19 protein-coding genes are annotated in these 24,723 nt (G+C 29.8%); 1 reads left to right on the forward strand and 18 read right to left on the reverse strand.

Going from position 1 to position 24,723, the window contains the following annotated elements; genetic code table 11:
* Positions 1 to 12: 12 nt before the first annotated feature.
* The 5 genes from BEE63_RS05745 to BEE63_RS05765 all read right to left on the reverse strand — a co-directional run bounded on the left by BEE63_RS05745 (position 13) and on the right by BEE63_RS05765 (position 7,155).
* Positions 13 to 942 carry an ABC transporter permease gene (locus tag BEE63_RS05745; protein ID WP_066020468.1) on the reverse strand — a complete coding sequence of 310 codons (930 nt, stop codon included), beginning with the start codon at positions 940 to 942 and terminating at the stop codon, positions 13 to 15.
* A 70-nt stretch (positions 943 to 1,012) separates the two neighbouring features.
* Positions 1,013 to 2,530 carry an ABC transporter substrate-binding protein gene (locus BEE63_RS05750; RefSeq protein WP_066020469.1) on the reverse strand — a complete coding sequence of 506 codons (1,518 nt, stop codon included), beginning with the start codon at positions 2,528 to 2,530 and terminating at the stop codon, positions 1,013 to 1,015.
* 495 nt (positions 2,531 to 3,025) lie between these two features.
* Positions 3,026 to 4,615: a response regulator transcription factor gene (locus BEE63_RS05755; protein WP_066020470.1), complete on the reverse strand. Its 1,590-nt coding sequence runs from the start codon at positions 4,613 to 4,615 to the stop codon at positions 3,026 to 3,028.
* Positions 4,596 to 6,341, reverse strand: a complete 1,746-nt coding sequence (locus BEE63_RS05760; protein ID WP_066020471.1) for a sensor histidine kinase — start codon at positions 6,339 to 6,341, stop codon at positions 4,596 to 4,598. The genes BEE63_RS05755 and BEE63_RS05760 overlap by 20 nt, the downstream gene beginning before the upstream one ends.
* Positions 6,342 to 6,546: 205 nt before the next feature.
* Positions 6,547 to 7,155, reverse strand: a complete 609-nt coding sequence (locus BEE63_RS05765) for a sugar O-acetyltransferase (protein ID WP_066020472.1) — start codon at positions 7,153 to 7,155, stop codon at positions 6,547 to 6,549.
* A gap of 370 nt (positions 7,156 to 7,525) precedes the next feature.
* On the opposite strand from BEE63_RS05765, the gene BEE63_RS05770 reads away from it, so the two are divergent.
* A complete protein-coding gene (locus tag BEE63_RS05770; protein WP_066020473.1) occupies positions 7,526 to 8,209 on the forward strand; it encodes a phosphatase PAP2 family protein in 684 nt (227 codons plus the stop codon).
* 45 nt (positions 8,210 to 8,254) lie between these two features.
* Here the strand turns inward: BEE63_RS05770 and glf are convergent, their stop codons facing one another.
* From glf to pflB, 13 genes are all read right to left on the reverse strand, one after another.
* Positions 8,255 to 9,370 carry a UDP-galactopyranose mutase gene (gene glf / locus BEE63_RS05775; protein ID WP_066020474.1) on the reverse strand — a complete coding sequence of 372 codons (1,116 nt, stop codon included), beginning with the start codon at positions 9,368 to 9,370 and terminating at the stop codon, positions 8,255 to 8,257.
* A gap of 25 nt (positions 9,371 to 9,395) precedes the next feature.
* A complete protein-coding gene (locus BEE63_RS05780) occupies positions 9,396 to 10,412 on the reverse strand; it encodes a glycosyltransferase family 2 protein (protein ID WP_066020475.1) in 1,017 nt (338 codons plus the stop codon).
* Positions 10,413 to 10,650: 238 nt separating this feature from the next.
* Positions 10,651 to 11,868, reverse strand: a complete 1,218-nt coding sequence (locus tag BEE63_RS05785) for a multidrug efflux MFS transporter (protein WP_066020476.1) — start codon at positions 11,866 to 11,868, stop codon at positions 10,651 to 10,653.
* A 100-nt stretch (positions 11,869 to 11,968) separates the two neighbouring features.
* Positions 11,969 to 12,799 (reverse strand): AraC family transcriptional regulator, encoded by an 831-nt coding sequence (locus BEE63_RS05790; RefSeq protein WP_066020477.1) that lies wholly within the window; start codon positions 12,797 to 12,799, stop codon positions 11,969 to 11,971.
* Positions 12,800 to 12,837: 38 nt separating this feature from the next.
* Positions 12,838 to 13,677 (reverse strand): Cof-type HAD-IIB family hydrolase, encoded by an 840-nt coding sequence (locus BEE63_RS05795; protein WP_066020478.1) that lies wholly within the window; start codon positions 13,675 to 13,677, stop codon positions 12,838 to 12,840.
* 135 nt (positions 13,678 to 13,812) lie between these two features.
* On the reverse strand, positions 13,813 to 15,198 hold the full coding sequence (locus BEE63_RS05800) for a L,D-transpeptidase family protein (RefSeq protein WP_242874700.1): 1,386 nt from the start codon (positions 15,196 to 15,198) through the stop codon (positions 13,813 to 13,815).
* 773 nt (positions 15,199 to 15,971) lie between these two features.
* A complete protein-coding gene (locus BEE63_RS05805; RefSeq protein WP_175400829.1) occupies positions 15,972 to 17,048 on the reverse strand; it encodes a hypothetical protein in 1,077 nt (358 codons plus the stop codon).
* A gap of 336 nt (positions 17,049 to 17,384) precedes the next feature.
* Positions 17,385 to 17,942 carry a glutathione peroxidase gene (locus BEE63_RS05810; RefSeq protein WP_066020481.1) on the reverse strand — a complete coding sequence of 186 codons (558 nt, stop codon included), beginning with the start codon at positions 17,940 to 17,942 and terminating at the stop codon, positions 17,385 to 17,387.
* 17 nt (positions 17,943 to 17,959) lie between these two features.
* The gene (locus tag BEE63_RS05815) at positions 17,960 to 18,433 is read right to left on the reverse strand and encodes a glutathione peroxidase (protein ID WP_066023176.1); all 474 of its coding nucleotides are present in this window, start codon (positions 18,431 to 18,433) and stop codon (positions 17,960 to 17,962) included.
* Positions 18,434 to 18,537: 104 nt separating this feature from the next.
* Positions 18,538 to 18,969, reverse strand: a complete 432-nt coding sequence (locus tag BEE63_RS05820; RefSeq protein WP_066020482.1) for a MarR family winged helix-turn-helix transcriptional regulator — start codon at positions 18,967 to 18,969, stop codon at positions 18,538 to 18,540.
* Positions 18,970 to 19,452: 483 nt separating this feature from the next.
* A complete protein-coding gene (locus BEE63_RS05825) occupies positions 19,453 to 20,934 on the reverse strand; it encodes an aldehyde dehydrogenase family protein (protein WP_066020483.1) in 1,482 nt (493 codons plus the stop codon).
* A gap of 244 nt (positions 20,935 to 21,178) precedes the next feature.
* Entirely contained in the window at positions 21,179 to 22,105 is a 927-nt protein-coding gene (locus tag BEE63_RS05830; RefSeq protein ID WP_066020484.1) for an exonuclease domain-containing protein, read from the reverse strand.
* Positions 22,106 to 22,264: 159 nt separating this feature from the next.
* Positions 22,265 to 24,493, reverse strand: coding sequence for a formate C-acetyltransferase (gene pflB / locus BEE63_RS05835; protein ID WP_066020485.1), 2,229 nt, complete (start codon positions 24,491 to 24,493; stop codon positions 22,265 to 22,267).
* Positions 24,494 to 24,723 lie beyond the last annotated feature (230 nt).

The raw sequence follows: 24,723 nt of genomic DNA on the forward strand, positions 1-24,723 counted from the left end.
TTTACATCCCCCCTAAAATAATGAATTTGATTTATCTGATTTTCTTACAATTCCATTGGCAAATAACACTAAAACTAATCCTATAATTGATTGATACAATCCAGAAGCAGCTGCCATACCTGTATCATTAAGCTGCATCATAGCACGATATACATAGGTATCTATTGTCTGTGTAGTACTATAAAGTGCTCCTGAGTTCATTGGTACCTGATAAAATAATCCAAAATCAGAGTTCATAATTCTTCCTACAGCCATAAGAGTCATAATAATTATTGTAGGTTTAAGCATAGGAAGAGTTATGTATCTTATTTGTTTTAACTTACCAGCACCATCAATTTTAGCTGCTTCATAAAGGCTCTTATCAATACCAGCTATACTTGCCATATAAACAATAGAAGCATATCCAACATTTTTCCATAAATAAACTACTACCAAAATTGCTGGCCAGTATTTAGGTTCTGAATACCACGAAATACCCTTAGACCCTAATGCATGTAAGATTGTTTTATTTATAAGTCCTGTATCTGAATTTAAGAATGCGAATCCTATATAAGACACGACTACCATTGAAATAATACTTGGTAATATCAAAGCATTTTGATAAAATTTACCTAATACCTTTTTTGTTAATTCAGTCATTAATATTGCAACTATTATAGAACAAACTGTTCCTAATATAATAAACACTAAATTATATAAAATTGTGTTTCTAGTCATAATCCACGCATCTTTAGTTTTAAATAAAAAAGCAAAATTTTTAAGACCAACCCATGAACCACCAAACATCCCCTTCGATAGATCTTGACTTTTAAAAGCAATAACTGCTCCTGCCATTGGGATATAGTTATTAACAATGAGATATAATAATCCTGGAATTGTAAGCATTAATAAAGGTAATGAACTCTTAAAACTTTTCTTTTTCTTTTTTACTTGTCTTTCCATATTCATTTTCCTTTCTGTTTTATAAATGAAGTAAAAAGCTCAAAACTTTTTACTTCATTTATACTTAACATTATTTTTTATTCTTAGAAAGCCATTGATCTAGCTGTTTTTGTTTTTCCTTAACAATTGTATCCATTCCTGCTTCCTTTAATTTCTTAATGAAATTTGGAAGTTCTGTATCAGGGTCTAAACTACCACAATTCAATCCTGGTAAATATTGATTAATTACATTCATAACAGCAGAGTATTCTGTTTTTACATTTGAACTATCAAAAGTAAAACCAAATGCCTTAGACATAGCTGAATTCTTATTTTCCTTTTCCATAAGTTTCAAATCATCTGTGCTTTGTCCTTCTAGCGAGTATTGATTAAATTGATTTCCTATAATTCCGCAACTAAGTGCAGCAGTATATGGTACTGAATTAGAATCTTTACCATTAGGATATTTCAAATGGTCCTTATCTGTTTTTACATAATCCTGGCCTTCTATTCCATAAACAAGTAGGTTTACTATATCTTTGTTAGAATATGTTAAGTTCAAAAATTTCATAGCTGCTTCTTGTTTTTTACTTGTTGAAGCAATTCCCCAGCTAACAGCATTAACACTTGTAGTTGATAAATATGGCTCAGCTAATCTTACCATGCCCATTTTCTTTCCTGTAAGTGCTGAAATTTGAGCTGCTGATTCTTTTCCTGCATAGCTTGCAACATAGGAGAAACATTTATCCGCTGAAATAAGTTCTGTAGCTAAAGTAGTTGTAGTTGCTGCATCCTTAGAAAGATATCCTTTATTGTACCAATCTCTAGCTATTTTAATTTTTTGTTTAAATGCATCAGTTTCATAATAATCTTGTACTTTAGTGTTATTTCCCATTAAAACGGCTGTTGGCTTAAATAAATCATCAGTAAGATAATCTACATCGGTTAATGTTGCTAAAACACCTGAATATCCTTGATTTGTAGGTGCTATTGGAATCATACTAGGATATTTTTCTTTTACCTTTGCAAAAAGTGCATTTAAATCATCTATGCTTTTAATGCTATTTGGATCAACTCCTAAATCCTTCATTATATCCGTTCTATATACTAAATTAGGAGCAATTGCTACACCCTTATATGATGGAACAGCATAAGTTTTTCCATTAGCCTCCGTAGTCTTTAAAAAAGTATTTCCAACAATCTCTTTGGTTTCTTTTCCATATTTATTTAGCAAATCATCTAGTGGTAACAGTTCATTTTTAGAAATATATTGATTTAAATCTCCAAGAGTATGAAATACATCTAATTGTTCACCACTTTGTATTGACAACGATATTTGCTGACTATAATTTGAAACAGATAACGGTTTCAACTTAACTTTAACATTAATTTTAGGTACCGTAATTTTATCAATAGCACTTTCTACAGTTTTCAATTGGCTGTCATCTGGAACCTTATTAAAAGTTACATACGCATATACAATCTCATCTGGATTACCTTTTTTACTTTCTGTAGAATTTTGAGAACTATTACTGCCGCAACCAGCTAGCATTGAAGTACTAAGCACTGTTGCAAGCAAAATTCCTAAAAGTTTCTTTGACCTTTTCATATTATTTCCCCCTAATTTCATTTGATTTTTTATTATAGTTAAATTATATTCATTTTTTTAAGTAAACGCTTTCAAAAATACGCACTAAACTTTTAATTTTAAGTGAACATAAAGCGAAGTAACAATGATGAAGGAACGCTAAAAGAATTCTATACATCTAAGGTAAAAAAATCATAAAATCTTAAGACATTTCAATAACTCGCTGAAAAAATGTTCAAATAAATTGACATATCTAAGTATTTTATGATTTTTTTACCAAGATTCATTAAAATTCTTTTAAATTGTTCCTTCATCATTGTTACTTCGCTCCTACAGGAATACAAGGAAAAAATTCCTCCGTACCTACGGAATTTTATGGCATAAAGCTTTGTGGTACTAGGATTTTTATAATATAACCACTTCCATTTCCACTAGTGGAAATGTTCTTTTCTAAAATGTAGATTTTCCAGAGCAAAGCGCCGTAAAATTATCTTTCACACTATTCCATTCTACAAATCAGCTTTCCTCTTTTCGGAATAAAACTGGGCTTACACCTGTTATTTTTTTAAAGACGGTTGAAAAATATGAAAAATTATCAAATCCTACCTGAGAAGCTATCATACTAATACTAATATCGCTGCTTCTAAGTAACCCCTTAGCTTTCTCAATACGGTAGTTGTTAATATAATCTTTAACAGCAACACCAGTTTCTGCCTTAAAAATTTTAGCCAAATAATCTGGTGTTAAAAAAACGCTTGCAGCAACATCTTTTCTTGTAATGTACTCCTTATAATTCTCATATATATATTTCTTTGCTTTATCTATAATCGTATATGATTTTTTAACTTCTTTTGCATATTCAACAGTTTTCGTTGTAATAAAATGAATCCACTTTAACATATCAAACATAGAATTGTTAGCATTATTACTTAAATTTTGTGACACTTTATCAGAAAATAAATTATGCGCTTGTATCTCATTCTTATATAAAAATGCATATATAACCTGCATAAAATCTTGATGTATAGAGTACATAACAGAGGAATCTAAGTTTTTTCTTGCCACCAGCAATTCTAGCTCGCCTTTCATATAATTAACAACTTTAATTTTTTCTCCCTTTTCTAATAAATCACTTAAAATATTTGTATCAATACCATATTGCCCTTTAGTATTAAAAATATCTTTATCACCATATAAAAATACATTGTTTCTAAACACTATATTGTTTTGATCCATCTCCTCAAGCTTTACCCTAATATCAGCTAATGAGCTCATAGTAGTTATATCACTTATGTAACAAGCAGCTCTACACTTTAAGTATTTATGACAATTGTCTATAAAACTCAAGCATAAATCTTTTATTTGCTCGGTAACTTTGCTACTAGGTAATATTATTAAAACATTATGAGTTCTGCTATTTACATAATACAAAACATTATCAAAATCCAGTTGGCCTAATATAGTTTCGGTTGAAAGCTTTTTAAGTGCATATTCAAAAGTTTGACTATTCATTAATACACCTTTATTTTCTGATTTAATTACACTGATAAGCAATAAATAATAATTATCATCTACATTTAATTTAAGATTTCTAGTTTCTATTTCCTCCTGTATTGAAGCACGGTCGTTTGAAATTCCCAAAAACAAAAGTTCTCTCCAAAAGTTTTCAAGCATTATTTTTCTATTGTTCAGCCAATATTCACCATACTCACTGTATTCATTGAGATGCCTTTCCTTTTTAATTTTTTCTACCGCTTTAGCAATAGCTACTTCCGTTTTATCTATATTAAAAGGTTTTGTTATATAACTTATAGCGTTATACTCCAGTGCAGTTGATGCAAATTCAAAACTCTCATGACATGTTAAAAAAATGAACTCACTTTTGTACTCATTTTTTCTTATCCATTTTAAAAAATCAATTCCAGAACCTTTTGGCATTTCTATGTCACAAATAACAACATCAGGCACACTTTTTTCAAATAATTTCTTTGCCCCCGCTACATTGTATGCTGTATCAACTTCATCAATGCCCATTACCCCCCAATTAATAGAATCTCGAATTGCTTCTACAGTGAGTAAATCATCATCAATTATTATCGCCCTCAATTACATACCCTCCATCTCTAGGAATTATAATCTCAACTCTTCCTCCAGTTGCCTCCTCATTAGAAATTTTTAAAAGATTATCTTTTCCGTAAAATATGGCTAAAGTTCTTTTTATATTAGAAATTCCAATTTTGTATCCATCTGAATCATCCGTATTATATGATCCATTTACCTTATTTAAAATATCCTCTGGAAAACCTTCACCGCTGTCCTCTATAACTATTTTTATAGCTTCATCACCTTCAAACGTGCAGTACTTTACATTAATAAAAACAGAAAGAGTTTCCTCAAGTGTCATTGCATGTTTAAAAGAATTTTCAACAAAAGTGTGAATAAGAAATTGTGGTATTTTTTCTTTCTCAAGAGAAGGTTCCACATCAATAACATAAAAAACACTGTTAGGGAATTTAATTTCCTGCATATAAAAATAGCTTTTTACATACTCTATTTCCTCTTTTATTGATACTAGTATCGTACCTCCTTTAAACATATATCTAAGATGATTTGATAAAGCGTCTATAAACTTTCTTATTTCTTCATCTTTATTTTTATACGTCAAACTATGTATAGTAGTTAATGCATTCAAGAAAAAATGTGGCCTAATCTGCATATGTAGGTATTTTAATTCAGCTTTTTGCAGCTCAATTTTCTTTTCGTATTCACTTATTTTTAAAGTTTTGATTTCTCCAATCATTAAGTTAAAAGACTTATTTAGAGTTTGGAACTCAAATAAATTTCCTGGGTACTTTACCCTGTAATCAAAATTTCCTTTCTCAACTTCTTTTGTTCCTATAATCAATGCTTTTACAGGTTTTATAACCTCTTTGTTTAAATAATAAACTACATACAACAATAATAGTAATGAGCTAGCACCCAAAATAGCAATAATCCACTGAACATAATTAAGTCCAAGAAATAAATTTTTTTCTTCTATAATTGAAAATAGTCTAGCATAACTTGTTTCTATATTATATGAATTTATAATATATTGTCTACCACTACTGCTAATACTATTCTTATTAACTGGCAAAGGATAATTTATATTAGAAAAGCTTGCATTTCCCGATTTTATTAAAGGATTTCCTTTTTTATCAGACAATACTATCTGCTGACGTATATTAGAATCAGATTTATTAACAAATTTCATTAAAGTATCCGAACTGATAAATGCAGCTATTATATTCCCAGAAAAATTATATGCTTTAAAGAAAACTATCTTATCATTAATCTTTATTGGAGCCCATAAATCCTCTAAAGTGTATTTTCTTTTATATAAATTGCTTTTAATACTTTCGCTTAACTCCAATTTGTCAAGATAACTGAGTTCCTTATTGTAACTAGATAGTAAAATATTATGTTCAATATTATAAATTACAAAAGCATGTGCATACTTGTTATTACTTATTCTTTCTGTCAAAATGTCTTGCAATTTCTCCTGTGAAAAATATCTTAATGATTCATTTTCACTGCCAATATCCAATATTTCACCGACATTGGAAGCGATTTCATTGAGATCATTTAATGTGCCATTAAATGAATTGTTTATATCATTTATATATATTTTAAGTTCATTTTGAGATGAATTTATAGTATTTGTTCTAACTACATAGAATGAATATATATTATTAATTATTAAAGTTAACATTAGTATGAGCATTACTATAGTTGCTGCTAAAGCGGCCTTAAACACTAAGGAATTTTTATATTCACTTATATATTTTCTCATATGAATAATCACATCTCCAGTTTATTTAAGTATGATTTTATATTGTTAATGTTAGTATGTCAACTACCCTAAGTAATTTTTATAATAATATTATACGCTAAATAAAGGTACTCAAATTTACTTATATAATCTGGGTACCTTCTAAGTATTTTTAGTTTATAAAATTTATTATTCTTAAATGTATAATAGTAATAGCTAAACTAGCTTAATAATCTTCAACATCAAATTTTCTGTCTTTAAAGTAATATTTTCTATCATCATACGTTATTTTTCTTACAACCCTGCATGGATTTCCTACTGCAATAACATCATCAGGTATATCCTTTGTAATTACACTACCAGACCCTATTACAGCATTATTTCCTATTTTAACACCTGGATTTATTATAACATTTCCGCCTATCCATACATTATCTCCTATTATTACCTTAATACCATATTCATATCCCGAATTTCTGGGCTCTGGATGAATTGGATGACCTGCTGTATAAACCGATACATTTGGTGCAAATAAAACATTTTCTCCAATTACTACTTTACCTACATCTAATATTACACAATTGTAATTTGCAAAGAAGTTATTTCCAACCTCAATATTTTTGCCATAATCACAATGAAAAGGCTGTTCCACATGAATGCTCTCACCTGTTTTACCAAGTATATCTTTAATCAATTTGTTCATTTTGCTCTTTTCATCAGGACGAAGCAAATTGTATTCATATATTTTGAGCTTATTTTTAATTCTTTCTTCCTCAAGCCCATCCAACCATGCTTTGTAAGGTAGTTCTGATAGCATTCTTTCCTTTTGATTCATGTTCAGCTTCCTCCTTAACTTTTATATAAATAGCTGATTTTATATCTATATTATTTGATCTTTAAATATATTAGTATGTATTAATCATCCTTAATTTATTAGTAATCGAATCATACGCAAATCCAATTATCATTCTATAATAATATGTTATCGCATTTTTCGTAGAGAAGGGCAGAAAAATTTACCTTGCTTTTACTTTAATCAGGATAATAGTATTTAGGGAACAGTTTAAATAAACACTCTATATATAATAAGCAAAAAGTAGTAATATATATAATGGATATAGGTTTTCATGAAAGATTAGGTGAATTTGTATACCTTACTCTTAATCTGATCATTATTAATTTTTATAAAAAAGAAGGAAAATCACGTGTTTAAAAAAAACAAAGACAATAAAGCTTTGCTTCAAATTTTTATTTATATTGCTTTAGTAATAATCTTTTTAATAGAAGATAACATCAACCTTGGAGGGCATAGAATTTATTGTAAATTGGACGATATGATTCCTTTTGTCCCCATATTTATAATACCATATTGCCTGTGGTTTTTACTTATTGCAGGAACATGTATTATTTTCTTTTTTAAATCAAAAATTGATTTAAGAAAAACTTTTTTATCAGTTAATATATGTATGGCAATTGGTTTATTAGCTTATTTCATATACCCAAGTTATATAACACTCAGACCAACAACTTATGGCAAAGATATTTTTTCACAGGCTATAAAGCTTTTACAAGAAGGTGATTCACCATCAAGTGTATGTCCAAGTTTGCATGTTGCTGTTTGTATTTCACTTTGTACAGGTATTATGAATTCAATTTGCTTTAAGAATAACCTAAAGGTAAAAATTCTTGTAATAATTCTTAGTTTTTTTATTTGTATTTCAACACTTTTTGTAAAGCAACATTCTATAATAGACGTTTTCTGGGGACTAATACTTGGCTTTGCTTCATACATATTTGTATATAAAATATACTTTAATGAAAAACTATTCCCTCAACATGTAAATAAAAATATTAATAATAATTTACCGTATAAAAACAGTAACTTTTAAAGCCGCATTAAAAATCTGATACGGCTTTTATTATATTGAAATAATTTATTCTACGTTTTTTAAAACTTTTTTTGCTTTCTCCAGTGCCACTTCTACAACTTTATCCATATCATAATATTTATATTCGCCTAAGCGCCCACCAAAAATAACATTATCCTGAGTTTCAGTAAGTCCCTTATATTTTTCATACAAAGCACTATTTTTTTCATCATTGACAGGATAATATGGCTCATCACCAAGTTTCCATTCTGTGCTATATTCACGACTTACAACCGTTTTAGATTGATTTTGGAACTCAAAATGCTTATGTTCTATAATACGCGTATACGGAGTTTCTCTATCCGTATAGTTAACTACTGCATTACCCTGAAAATTAGGTATATCTAAAACTTCCGTTTCAAATCGTACGCTTCTATACTGCAAAACACCAAATTTATAATTAAAGTAAGCATCAACAGGTCCTGTATAAACTACTTTTTCCGCAATACTATCCCATTTATCTTTATTTTTAAAATAATCTGTATCAAGTTTTACTTCAATACCAGCTATCATTTTTTCAATCATAGCAGTATACCCACCTATGGGTATTCCCTGATAAAGTGCATTAAAATAATTGTTGTCATATGTAAATCTTACAGGAAGTCTTCGTATAATAAATGCTGGTAATTCCCTGCACGAGCGCCCCCACTGTTTCTCAGTATAGCCGCGAATAAGTTTTTCATAAATATCTGTACCAACTAAATTAATAGCCTGCTCCTCTAAATTTTGTGGATGCTCTGTAAAGTTAGCACTACGCTGATCCTCTATTTTCTTCTTTGCCTCATCCGGAGTTACAACTCCCCACATTTTATTAAATGTATTCATATTAAAAGGTAAGTTATAAATTTCTCCATGATAATTTGCCACCGGGCTGTTAGTATATCTATTGAATTCAGCAAATTGATTTACATACTGCCATACCATTTTATTATTAGTATGAAAAATATGAGCTCCATATTTATGCACATTAATGCCTTCAACTTTTTCTGTATAAATATTTCCCCCAATATGACTACGCTTATCAATGATTAAACAGCGTTTTCCTTGCTTTTTCGCTTCATTTGCAAAAATAGCACCATATAGTCCTGCACCTACAATTAAAAAATCATATTTATTATTCATAAAATTTATTCTCCTAAAATATTTTTTAATTGAATCCCACTATTCTTTGTGATATTTTATATGCTCCTAAAGAAATTTTACGTCCTATTCTACCTGGTAAATTTATTACCCGACCCATAATTCCATATCTAAGATTATTATAAAGTTCTAAGTCTCTATCCTTAATGTATTTCCATAGTTCTTTTTCTTTTTTCAAATTTTCTTCAGTACCTGAACGTATCAATAAGATAGACGATATTACTGTAATAATTTCCAGGTAATTGAACATATAATGTTGAAGCTTTAAATTTTCAATACTACTAAGATTTACTTCTTCCATCATAAGCTTATTTACTTTTATCTGCTGATCAATTCTCTTTATCATGACACTCTCGTGAACTGATTGATCTTCTCGCCCAATAAAGTATCTATAAAAATCAACATTTATATAAAACATCTTCTTTACATATTCAAGTGGTACATATACAAATAGATTGTCCACATAAAAAGTATGCTTAGGCAATTCTAATTTGCAATCCCTCAAAAGCTGTGTTCTATATATAACAGAATGCATTAATATATACTGACCTTTGCGAAAATGCTTAACATCATCCCATGTAAAAACTCTTCCCACGGGAAGTACATTTTCGTATTTCATAACTTTCTTATATCTTGCACCTTTTTTTTCATATACAAAATTACTAATAAACATATCAAGAAGTTCTTCACTATCAGTAAAGTCTTTAATTGTATTTAATATCTTTTTGTATGCACTAGTATCTACCCAATCATCACTGTCCACTACTTTAAAATACAAGCCAGATGCATTTTTTATACCAGTATTTACAGCTTCACCATGTCCACCATTTTCTTGATGTACAGCTTTTATTATAGATGGATATGTTTTTGCATATTCATCTGCAATTTCTGCTGTTTTATCTGTTGATCCATCATCTACTATTATAAGTTCTACGTCATCGCCACCTTGCAAGATAGACTCTATACAATGTCTCATATATTGCTCAGAATTGTAGCAGGGAACTACTACTGATAATAATTTCATATTCACACTACCTTTACTATTTATCCTGTTTTTTAAGACTATTTTTTCAAATATCAAAAAAACTTCACAAAGAAATAGCAAATTTTACAGTTACATCAATGAGAAATTATGGGAGAATTTAGCCTCCTATAATTAAATGTATTTCTCATAAAATCACTTAGATAAAATCTGCTATCATTATTATTAATACACGCACGTTAATTGCTAAAATAATAAAACTAGTATAGCATAATGAATATTATTTTACAACCTGAGCCATTTTTTTAGTTTGTTTTGCATTTAATCTTTTATAAACTGAAAAATAAACCCATGCAGCATTTATAAGCAATAATGAACTTGTAACAAAAAATACATACCGTATGCCTAAGTAGGCAGATACTTGTCCTCCTAAAATAGAACCTCCAAATACGCCTAAGTATTGAGCCGACATACTGAAACCAAAGATTCTACCTGTAAGAGAATCAGGTGTAAGCCTCTTAATTAATGTATTAACTGAAGGTACAAGTCCTGCTGTTGCTAATCCTAATAAGAATCGAAGTCCCATTAACTGCCATGGATTTTTTACAAATGCCTGTGGTATAAAAATTATGCCTGCCCATAAAAGTGCACACAGCATAACCTTATGTGCGCCAATCTTATCAGAAAGTTTTCCCAGCCTTGGAGCCGCAATTATACTTGCAAGACCTGATGCTGAAAATGCCATTCCTGCTATTAACGCCACATGACTGCTCCTAGATAACTGAGTAACGTACACTGTTATAATAGGTTCTATAGAATATAATGCCAAATTTAATATAAAAGCTGTTACAAACATTATTATAATTAATTTTCTGTTTGGAATAATTCTCCATACTTCCTTAGTACTAAGAACTTTCTTATCTTCTCTATTAAATGATTCCTTTACAAAAAATACGCTTGTAAAAAATGCAATAACCATAAGTGCCCCTGTTATAAAAAATACATTTTGCACTCCAAAGTTTTCTTCTATATAACCACCAATCATAGGACCAAATAGTGTCCCAGAAATAGATGCCGTCGAGAGACAGCCTAAAGCCCATCCTGCATGCTCTTTATCTGTTTGAGTTGCAATTAATGTGGTGCAAGCCGTTGTATAACCAGCTATAACTCCCTGCAGCCCCCTTAATCCTATAAGCTGATACACATTTCGTACAAATCCCATACTACAAATAACTATTGACATACCAAAACTTGACCTAAGGAGCATAGGTTTTCTACCGTATTTATCAGCTGCACGCCCCCATACTGGAGAAAAAATTGCTAAAGTTATAAAATTAATACCAAAAGCAATTCCTGAAAATCTCTCAATCATCGCAGTATTTTGAACTCCAAGATGTCTTATATAAAGAGGCAGTATCGGAGCAATCTGACTCATTCCTATACTTGTTACAAACACTCCAAACCAGCAAACTATTAAATTTCTTTTCCATAACTTCATGCATATAAGCCTTCCTTCTTTTATACTTCAATTATTGTAAAAAGCTTAACAATAACATCTTAATTTTATATTAAGAATAGGCTTTATACCATGCACTATATTAAACGCCATGGATATTTTTGCTGTAAAATTCAGATGGACTTATTCCCTCCACTTTTTTAAATATTCTACTAAAATAAAATTCATCATTAAATCCAACCTCATGTGCTATATCCTTCACCTTTTTATTTCCTTCAATCATAAGTTCTTTAGCTTTATCAATTTTTATCTTATTAAAAAGACCAATTACAGTATATCCCGTGCTACTTTTAAAAGCTCTTGATAAGTAAGCTGGTGACAACTTAACTCTGTCTGCTAATTCAGTTAACGTTAATTTATTTTTCATATTTTCACGCATATATTTAATAATATTTTCAACTTTTAACGTTACTGAATAATTATGATTTTCTTTTTTTTCATTTTGATAAATTTGAAAAATCAATTGCTCGAGTAATACCTTTGTAACAAACTCATAACTAGGTAATTTTTCATTCCAACTATCAGTTAGCCTTCTAAATAAATAATTTATTTCATAGCAATCTTTTACTTCCTGCATTGAACTTAATGGTAATATCTTAGTTCTATTTTTAATATCCCACTTATTATTGCTGAATAACACATTTACAAAACTAAAATGAATAGATATAAAATACAAATGATTTTTAAAATCTGATTCTATAGACTGAAGAGTATCCGCAGGAATATAAAATATCACACCTTCTCTAGCTTTATATTTTCTATTTTGTATAATAATATTACCATTTCCTCCGGTAATAAGAATTAGTTCATGGTGTTCAAGTGTCCTTGTAATTTTAGGCTTATACTTCCATTCTTCATTAGGCTGCCTTCTGCCACAATAATGAATGTAAAAAAAAAGATTACTTATACTCATATTTTCCTCCGCAATACGAACTTCCTTTTAACTCCACATTAAATTAACTTATATTTTTTAAAACTATTATAAATTCCGCCTTCATCATGAGTATCTGTAACATCATCAGCCACATTTTTTAACTCTTCCTTAGCATTTCCCATTGCAATACCAGTATTTACATACTGTATCATTTCAGCATCATTAATTCCATCTCCATACGCAAAAGTATCTTCTCTTTGCAAATTTAAATACTTTAATAATGTTTCAATTGCTAGTGCTTTATGAATCCCTGGAATTGATAATTCCCCGCTATTTTTTCCAAACGCCGGTACTGTACTTGGAATTACATTAAACTTTCCTTCAAATTCCTCTTTTATAGTTTCAATTGGTATAGGTGATCCTAAAAATGACACTTTATTTATATCGTCTCTTATCAAATTCTCACCCTCAATTAAGCATTCGATAAATGGATTCATCCCTTTGTCTAATTCAGCTCTTTTTTTAGAATCCAAATTATTATCTCCATATATGATTTTTCTTAAATGATTCTTGCAATTTTGACTTGCAAATAACCCTCCATTGGATTCTAAATAAAAATCAATATTATTTTCATTAAAATATTTAACCAAATGCTTAACATCCTCATTCTGCACTTTTTTATGCATTATTACTTTATTATCAAATTCAATGTATCCTCCAGATGCAGCTATAATTCCATCAAACCCAATCTCAATTATATGATCAAATAGTTCTGCCTTTGAACGGCCTGTACACAAAAATATATAATGCCCATTCTTTCTTGCTTTTTTAATAGCTGCCGCAGCTGAATCTGGAACAATATCATTGTCATTAACAAGTGTTCCATCTACATCCATAAAAATTATCTTTCGTTTCATTTTATCCCCTCATCTATTAACGTTTTTAATATTATATCATAATTTTTGTATACTACTAATATAACTTTTTATAAAAAAAGAAAACCCTGCTTCAATAGCAAGATTTTCAATATACTTTAACATTAAAAAATTACACTAAAAACAAACAACTGGAGTGCCTGCATCTATATTATTAAAGATAGTCTCTGCTAATTCAGGTGGACAATTTACACATCCATGAGATCCACCATTAAGATATATGCTTCCACCAAACTGTCCTTGTCTCCAAGGTGCATCATGAAGTCCGATTCCGCCATTAAATGGCATCCAATAGCTAACAGGTGAAGCATAGCCCTGGCCCTTCAAAGTAGCATTTCTTTCTTTATATTTTACGCTGTAAACACCTGGTGGAGTTGCATCATTAAGACTTACATTTCCTGTAACAACATCTCCCTGAGTTACCAATGAACCATTTTTATAAAACCACACATGCTGTTTTGACAAATCAACTTCTACATAAGTATTTCCAATATCATTGGCATCATGCGATGCGGCTTTTTGACTGTATGTTGGCTGTTCTGTTATAGTCTGTCCTTTTTTTATAGCATCATTCAAATTCTGCATTTCCTTATTAGTATTAACAAGCCAACCATAGTCACCACCACTGACACTTACAGTATTTCCTGAAGATGTAGTAAAGCTTCTTGTTTTTCCAACTGTATTATACTTACCGAAGATTCCTTTTAAATATGTTTTTTCTTGATTTTGATCAATTGTAACGTCAAGATTATCATTGACATTAAGCCACTTATTTATTTCAGAACCATCTACGCTTTCTTTTTGATTTCCAAATTCATAAGTAACCTTTGTAGCCACATATTTATTGAGGAGTTCCTTAGTTGTATTAACTTTTGGAGATTTTGAAGTATACTTAGGACTAACATAACAGCCACTAGTCTCCATGTCTATTGTAGATTGTTGATCTAATACTGCCTTTTCTGCAGCCTTATACAAAGCATCTTTATTGACCTTATTTCCCATTACTTCATTTACAACTACATAACCTTTATCTGTATACTTAAAACTAGGACTTTTAGGTTCAACTACTTTACTCCCAGCAACACAGGAAAGTTTATCTATCTTTTGTTTTAATAAATTAGAATCATATGAAACTCCATCTGTCATTTTTGAGTTACCTGAACTAAATACTCCTAAAATCCATTTATAAGGATTTTGACTATTTTTAAGTTTTTGATATTCACTACCAGAACTATATTTCACATTAATATCCTGTGATTTTATAGTCTCAGTTTTTCCATCTCTTTCTTTTATAGTTAATGCATAACTCTGTAGTGCAGATGCCATCTTAGTCTTTGTTTCACCTACAGTTTTTCCTGAGACACTAATTCCATTAATCTTGGAACCAAAATAAAAATGGCTTTGAAAATATTGTGCTACTCCAATATAAATAACAATTAAAGCACAAAAAGAAATTATAATACCTTTAGCAACTTTATTGGATTTGCTTTTATCTTTTTCCATTTCCGTAATATCCATCCCCTTTTATAACTACAATAATAATTTTAATTTTGTATTTACTTTTTTTAGTTTAATAAATTAACACATATATTTATATATTATGTGGGGACACTCCTTCTTAAAACAATATAATAGCAACTTTTATTAATTATTTAATAAATTAATTCTCTTAAAAAGTGCTCTGCATACTTAGGTTTCCCATTTTTCTTTTATTTTTTCCTAAAAAAACTTTTTAATTCTGCTCTTCATGTATTCTGATTCCAATTCCATATGATATTTTTTCCTCTTTAAAATATGAAATACTTTCTACCACTAATCAGTTTACCACATTTTAATAAATAAATTTCTGATTTTCTCACATAGATTGTCCACTATATTTTATTAATATTTCATTTCTAAAAGCCATAAAATGAATATCTAATATATCCTACTATACAACTTAATCTTTAAATATAAGAAGGTGGACATGCTGAATCATTCAATATTACTTAAACTGAAAGATTCCATGTAATCAATATTTATTACTAAATTACTTTTTCACAAATCGCTTTCTAAAAATCTCCCCCTTAATTTATTCAAATGTTTTTCGTAAATATTATCATTTGAATAGTCGTTCCTCTCTCTATTATATACTTTCTTATAGTACTATGAAAGTATCTTAGTACTAATTTTTTATTAACAATAATCAATAATTATTAAATTTAGTATATTCTAAGTATTATAAGATTAAAATAAAAGCCAAGTTGCCTGCTTGACTCTTATTTATAATATTAAAATTATTTACTTGTATTATTATTTGTTCCACCTGTAGTAGTATTTGCATTCCCGGCTGAACCATCTGTTGAGGTCTTAGTATTTGTACTTCCATTTGTTAAAGATTTTGTGTCATTACCTCCACTTGCCGAACCCGAACCATCTGTCGTACTGTTAGTATTTGTATTTTTACCTGCTCCCCCTGTTGATGAATTTGAATTAGGGTTTGTACTTGTTCCTCCTGTTGAATCCTTGGTACCAGTATTTCCACCTGTGCCCTTTGTTGGAGTATTTTCACCATTCGTACTCGTCCCTCCTGTTGAAGATCCTCTTCTCGCATTTCTGTTTGTGCTACCTGCTGAAGTTCCAGTACCGTAACCTTTATTAGTTCCACCTGATGGCTTCTGTGTATCAGCATTACTCTTGTTAGCATCAGTGCCTGTGCTGGAAGTTTGAGTAGTACTAGGCGATGTACTGTTAAAATAAGACTTCACTAAAATTCCAACAATAACAACTAAAACAATTGATACAGCCGCTATTATTGCTTTCTTATTACCAAATATTGCTTGAACTTTTTTCACTATATTTGAAGTTGATCCATTCGTATTTTTAGGACTATGTAACATTGAAGATAGACCACTATGTTTTTCTACAGAATCTATCTCCCTGAAATTTTCAGGTGAATGCAGTACAATAGTAGGCTGCTTATAATTTTCCATATAAACTGTAACTGAAAATTTATCATCCTTACCTAAAAAAGGTATAAAAATATCTATCATCTTATCTTTTGCTGAAGAATCAAACTTTAACCCCTTTGTTATTTTGGCATCTGCAATCCTTATGCTGCTTTGTGCACTTTGTATGTTTAAACTTAACTCATGAACTATTTTCTTCGATAAGTTGCTAACAGTAACTTTGTATGCATAAACTTTTTTATTATTTAATTTTATAGGTGTACATCTTCCTATATTACATAATATCCTAGGTGCTAAATTTTTAAAACGCTCTACTAATAGTCCTGATATAATTGATATTATTATAGTAACAATTGCGGTTTTAATAATATTCATCATCTTTATTTCGCTTCCTTGCTTTTCCAATTTCTTAATAAATTATAAAGTAGATAGATACTTGTGTCAAACTAAAAATTAATTATACTAAACTCAAAAATTTAATTAGTCAAAACGAATACACAAAAGCCTATGAATTCATTACAATATAGCATTTATCAATGATCTACGAAGTCTCTATCTATTTCAAAATTTATTATATGCTTGTTCAATTTCATATAGACTTAACAAAAATTTAACTTTTTTATATAAGTAAACAATATAATAAATAAACCAGCGATTTAATCAGTAAAAAACAATATTAAAAACCCATACCAAATTTCTTTAGTACGGGTTTTTAATATTGTGATTGCCATCTTACACTTTTTACACGTTCATTTTTATTGCCCTTTTTATATCATCTAACATATCCATAGGTTCTATACTTGGCTCAAATCTTTTTACGGGATTACCTTTTCTATCAATTAAAAATTTAGTAAAATTCCATTTTATAGTATCGCCTACTAAGTACTCTGGAAAGTTTTCTCCTAAAAATGAATACAGCATTCTATCCGAAATATTATCTTTATTAAATCCCTCAAAAGGACATTTACTAGTTAAATAATCAAATATTGGATCCGAATTAGTACCTCTGACATCTATTTTTTGTGAAAGCTTAAAAGTTACTCCATAATTTAATTTACAAAATTTATTTAAGTCACTGTTACTTCCCGGAGCCTGGCTTGCAAATTGATTACATGGGAATCCAATAATCTCAAATTCTTCATTGCTATACTTCTTATATATTTTTTCTAAATCTTCTAACTGCGGTGTAAATCCACATTTACTTGCTATGTTGATAATTAATATTACTTTATTTTTATAATCTTTAATAGCCACTTCTTTTCCATATATATCTTTAAATTTATAATCATATATACTCATATTTTTTCCTCCACTATTTATAATAATTTTTCTATATCATTTTTTATTTTCTCTGGAACTACTGTAGGCGCATATCTTCTTATAACATTTCCGTCCCTATCTATAAGAAATTTAGTAAAATTCCACTTAATTGCACTTCCTAATATCCCCTTTGCTTTTTCCTTTAAAAATTTATATATTGGATGTGCATTTTTCCCATTAACATCTATTTTTTCGAACATAGTAAAAGTTACTCCATAATTCACTAAACAAAATTCACTAATTTCTTTATTTGTACCTGGATCTTGGTTTGCAAATTGATTACACGGAAATCCAAGTATTTCAAAACCCTTATCCTTATACCCCGCATATAAGTCTTCTAAACCCTTTAACTGTGGTGTAAATCCACATTTACTTGCTGTATTGACAACTAAAATAACCTTGCCCTTGTACTCATTCATATTTATTTCTTTTCCATTCATCTTCCTTGCACTAAAATCATAAAATTTCACGGCCATACGCTTCCCTTCTAATATCGATTTTGTTGTTTTAAATTTATAAAAATTAAATTTTGCTCAATCTATTAGTGTAAAAAACAGTTACTTTAATTTTCATACTATCTGAATCTCTTAAGCATGGTATCTAATTTAACTTTTAAATCAATTGCCTCTTCTTTAGTCAATTTAGACTTACAGAACATTTTTTCTGGGACTTCAACAATATCATCTTTTAACGTTCTTCCCTTTTCCGTTAATTCAATGGCAACAACCCTGTCATCTTCTTCTGTCCTATACTTTGTTATTAACCCCATAGATTCTAATCTTTTTAAAACAGGAGTAAGTGTCCCCGAGTCTAAATAAAGTCTTTTTCCCAATTTTTTAAACGTTATTTTTTCATCTTCCCACATAACAAGCATTGTAATATATTGTGTATAAGTAAGATTAAATTTATCAAGAAGTGGTTTATACAATTTTATTATTTCTCTTGATAACGCATAAAGTGGAAAACATAATTGATTTTCTAATTTTATTTTGTCGTATTTATTCATAATATACCCCTTATAATTTAACGAAATCTAATTGAGTCAAACTGTTTTATATTACATATATCATACTTTCATTTTTATATTTTGTCAAGTATCATACCTGAGGTTTGGGCAAATTAACATTGAAAGGAAAAAATTCCTCCGTGCCTACGGAATTTTAGGCATAAATTACATAGATTAAATTAGTAAATCACTAATTAAACAAGTAAACTTTCAATAAGTTAATATATTATTTTTTCGCAGTGAAGCGAAGAAAAATTTACCTTGCTTTTATCTTAAGCAAAGTAATAGTATTTTGGGAACAATTTAAATAAAATTCAATAAGACTTGCTTCAAATTATAAAAAGACTTAGAAATTTTAATTTGTCTGAGCTTTCTTTCAGCGAGTTATTAAAATTTCTTAGTATTTTTATAATTTGGAGCTTAGTCTTATGATTTTTATTTAATGTTTCAAAATACTATTACTTCGTAATATTTCTTATTTAATTATTTTACGTACATTCCGCCAGGAGTTTCTGATAAATTCACTATGATATTTTTCTTCTGAGTATAGGCTTCTAATATAACTTTATGAGTTTCTCTACCTATACCTGATTCTTTATATCCTCCAAATGGTGCTCCGGCTGGAAAAGTATTATAAGTATTAACCCACACACGTCCAGTCCTTATTCCCCTGGCTACTCTTATTGCTCTATTTAAATTAGTTGTAAACACTCCCCCTGCTAGTCCGTAATTACTATCATTTGCCAAATCAATAACTTCTTTTTCTGTTTTAAATTTTATTACAACACCAACCGGTCCAAATATTTCATCTCTTGCTACCCTCATATCATTTGTAACTTCTGTAAGTAAAGTTGGTTTCATAAAGTATCCATTTTTAGCATCGCCTTCAACAAATCTTTCTCCTCCAACAGCCACTTTGGCTCCTTCTTCTTCGCCTATTTTTATATATTTAAGAATTTTTTTGAGTTGAGCTTCACTAACCTGTGCCCCCATTTGCGTATCAGGATCTAAAGGATTTCCAACTTTAACTTTTTTAAATGCAGCTATTGCCTTTTCCATAAATTCATCATAAAAATCTTCTTGTACAAATATTCTAGAACCTGCTGCGCAAACTTGTCCTTGATTAAATAAAATTCCAAGTTGAACACCTTCTAAAGCAAGCTTCATATTTGCATCACTAAAGAAAATATTAGCTGACTTTCCGCCAAGCTCTAAGGTAGCAGGAATAATACGTTCAGCCGCAGATAATCCTATTTGTCTTCCAACTGCTGTTGATCCTGTAAAAGCCAATTTATCAATGCCCTTATTATTTTGCAAATATTCACCACTTTTTGATCCTTTTCCTGTTATGAGATTAATTACACCCTTAGGAACAACATTTTGTATTAATTTTACAAGCTCCAGCACACTTAAAGAAGTTGTACTTGATGGCTTAAAAACCGAAACATCACCAGCCGCTAATGCTGGAGCTAATTTCCATGCCGCCATTAAAAATGGGAAGTTCCATGGAACTATTTGTCCAACAACTCCAACTGGCTCTCTTAATATTATATTCAACGTATTTTCATCCAGCATTGATGCATTTCCTTCATCTGAACGAACAACACCAGCAAAGTATCTAAAGTGATCTGCAGCTAGCGGTATATCAGCACCTAACGTCTCTCTAATAGGTTTTCCGTTATCCATTGTCTCTACCGTTGCTAAATACTCTTTATTTTCATCAATTATATCAGCGATTTTATTTAATATTTGTGCTCTTTCTGCTGGACTACTTTTACTCCATGTAAGAAAAGCCTTTCTTCCAGCATTGACAGCGTCATCTACATCTTTTTTAGAAGCATCCGCAATTTCAGCTAATAATTCACCATTGGCTGGATTGTAAGTTTTTATTGTAGCTTTATCTGAAGAATCCTTCCATTCTCCATTAATAAACAATTTATATTTTTTATCCAAATTAATATTCATAATAATCCTCTTTTCTAAAAATTATTTTTAGTACATACTTTTATTGTACACAAATAATAATTTTTTTCAAGAAAAAATAATTATTTAACAATATTAATTATCAATATCACTATACATTTTTTATTTTAAGCCAAAATTCCATATAAAGATGGAAACTTTGTTAATAATTTATTTTATAAAATATTTACTCTAATTCACCTAAACATTGTAGATTAAGCATCATCAAGAATTTCATAACTGTGACTTACTTAATTATACTCAAAAACTCCTCTTCGTTTAAAAATTTTATATTCTGCCCTCTTGCTTTTAAATCCATTGCTCTTTTAAGCTTATTGCTCATCTCCTCCATTCGTAAATCTTTTATAATATCTTTCATATTAGTTACTAAAATTGTTGTCTTTTTCGTAACAGAACTTCCTGTATTTCCACCTAATCTTCTAACTAATCTCATTGCTTCATCTCTTGACATAGAGTCAAGCCTTCCTGTAAACACCACCACTTGATTTTTAAATTCATCATCTTTTAATCTTTCAAATATTCTTGATTTTTTATGAGCATATATTCTATTAGAAGTTTTTATTGCTATTCCTTTAGTGCGTGATGGCTTATATCCTGTACTATCTACATTTCCAATAGTCACTCCTACTAATTTAGATATTTCATTAACATCATCACACTTTAATTCTTTTGATATATTAAGGAGTATGTTACCACATGCAAGTGCATCATAAAGTGCATCATGGTGCTTAAACTCATATCCCAAAAAATCATTTACTGTATTTAATTTTGCATTATCAATTCCTAAATAAAAGTTTCTGGCAAGCTTCATAGTACAAATATACTTAAATTCAGGAAGCTCTATATCATAAAGCTCTGCAGTTTTTCTTAAAACCGATATATCAAATGAAGCATTATGTGCTATTACTAAACTTCCATTAAAATAATGTTTAATTTTCTCCCATATCTCATCAAATTCTGGCTCATTTTCAACCACGGCTGGTCTTATTCCATGAATTCCAATATTAATTGGCATGAACCTCATTTCCTTAGGTCTTATTAAATGATATACTTTTTCTACAACATGTCCATTTTTTATAACAACAATACCGATTGAGCATGGACTACTTCTTTTTTCATTTGCAGTTTCAAAATCTATAGCTATAAAATTCATTTTTTCCTCCATAACATTACAACATTCTAATTCATTATAATAATGCATACGCTGCTAATCAAATTATAATTGTAACAAAATTTAAAAGTGGCAAGCACCAATCTAATAGTTTTGGGCTTACCACTAATCTATAATATAATTTACTACTAAAATCCTATACTACATACTTTCATGGAATGTTCTCTTTATAACTTCTAATTGCTGCTCCCTTGATAAACGGCTGAAATTAACCGCATATCCTGAAACCCTTATTGTTAATGTTGGGTATTTATCAGGATTTTTCATAGCATCAATCAGCGTCTCTCTTTTAAGAACATTAACATTCAAATGATGTGCTCCTTGAACAAAATAGCCATCTAGTATAGAAACTAAGTTGTTAATTCTTTGATTTTTATCCTTTCCAAGCGCATCTGGAACAATAGAAAAAGTATTTGAAACTCCATCCTGGCAAATGGCATTATACGGTATTTTAGCTACTGAATTAAGTGATGCTAAGGCTCCATTTATATCTCTTCCGTGCATTGGATTTGCTCCTGGTGCTAGTGGTTCACCTTTCTTTCTTCCATCTGGCGTTGTTCCAGTCTTTTTACCATACATGACATTCGATGTTATTGTAAGTGCCGATAATGTATGTTTAGCATTTCTATAAAGAGGATGTTTCTTAAGTTCACTTGAAAATTTAATAACTAATTCTACTCCTAAATCATCTGCTCTATCATCATCATTACCGTACTTAGGGAAATCCCCATTCACTTCAAAGTCTACCGCTATCCCTGCTTCATTCCTAATTGGTTTAACTTTTGCATATTTAATTGCAGATAACGAATCTATTGCAACTGAAAGACCTGCTACTCCAAAAGCCATTAATCTTTCAACTGCTGTATCATGAAGCGCCATTTGCCCTGCCTCATAAGCATATTTATCATGCATAAAGTGTATTATATTCATTGTATCAACATATATTTTTGCAACATATTCTAAAACTTTAAAGTAATTTTCTTTTACCTTTTTAAAATCAAGAATCTCATCATTCATTTTTTCTATTTCTGGAACTACCTTTATTTCTTTTATTTCATCTATACCGCCATTAATAGCATATAATAATGATTTAGCCAAATTGCACCTAGCTCCAAAAAACTGCATTTGCTTGCCAAGTTTCATAGCTGATACACAGCAGGCTATAGCATAATCATCTCCATAAATTGGTCTCATAATTTCATCATTTTCATATTGAATAGAATCCGTCTTTATTGAAATATCCGCACAGTATTTCTTAAAGTTTTGGGGTAACTTGTCTGACCATAAAACTGTTAAGTTTGGTTCTGCAGATGTTCCAAGATTAATTAATGTATGAAGATATCTAAAAGAATTCTTCGTAACAAGTGGTCTACCATTAATACCCATGCCACCAATTGATTCAGTTACCCAGGTTGGATCACCGCCAAATAATTCATTATATTCTGGTGTTCTTAAATGTCTAACTAATCTCAATTTGATTATCAATTGGTCTACAATTTCCTGAGCTTCTTTTTCTGTAATTAAACCTTTCTCTAGATCCCTTTCAATGTAGATATCTAGAAAAGTCGAAGTTCTCCCAAACGAAGTTGCTGCTCCATTGTTTTCTTTTACTCCTGCTAAATATCCAAAATATAAATTTTGAGCCGCTTCCTTTGCATTTGCAGCTGGCTTTGATATATCAATTCCATACTTTAATGCCATAGATTTCATTTCACCTAAAGCCCTTATTTGCATTGACACTTCTTCTCTTTTTCTTACTAATTCATCCAGCATATCACCTTGAAGCTTATCTAAATCTTTTTTCTTTTCTTCTATAAGATAATCTATTCCATAAAGTGCAACTCTTCTATAGTCGCCTATTATTCTTCCCCTCCCATAGGCATCTGGAAGACCTGTTAAAAGTCCTGCACTTCTAGCTGCTCTTATTTCCTTTGTATATGCATCAAATACTCCTTCATTATGAGTTTTTCTATATTTTGAAAAATGCTTTTCAATATCTGGATCAAGCTTATAACCATATTCTTTTAATGAACTTTGAACCATTCTCATTCCACCAAATGGATTTACTATTCTTTTAAGCGGTGCATCTGTTTGAAGACCAACTATGACCTCATTGTCTTTATCTATATATCCTGCATCGTAACTATCTATTCCAGACACTCTGTCTGTTGCAACATCAATTATTCCCTTTTTAACCTCCTCAACAATTAATGCATAAGCCTTATCCCATACTTTACTTGTTTTTTCCGTTTTGCCCTCTAAAAAACTTCCATCTCCCTCATATAATTTATAATTTTTTTGTATGAAGTTTCTTACATCTATTCCATCTTGCCATGTTCCTTCCTTAAATCCTTCCCACTCATTGAACATCTTTTTTCCTCCTTGTAAATTGTAAATATTTTAGAATTTCAACTTTATAATTTTATTATTTTTATATAATTATAGCTTTCCCAAATTTAATAAAAATAGATGAAACAATAATATTGCATGTCAGTAAATAAAGGTCATAAATCTAAGAGACTAATTATTAAAAGACTAAGAAGTTTCAATAACTCGCTGAAAAAATGCTCAGACAAATTGGAACTTCTAAGTCTTTTAAC

Origin of the sequence: Clostridium pasteurianum (assembly GCF_001705235.1) — a bacterium.
GTDB classification, from domain to species: domain Bacteria; phylum Bacillota; class Clostridia; order Clostridiales; family Clostridiaceae; genus Clostridium_S; species Clostridium_S pasteurianum_A.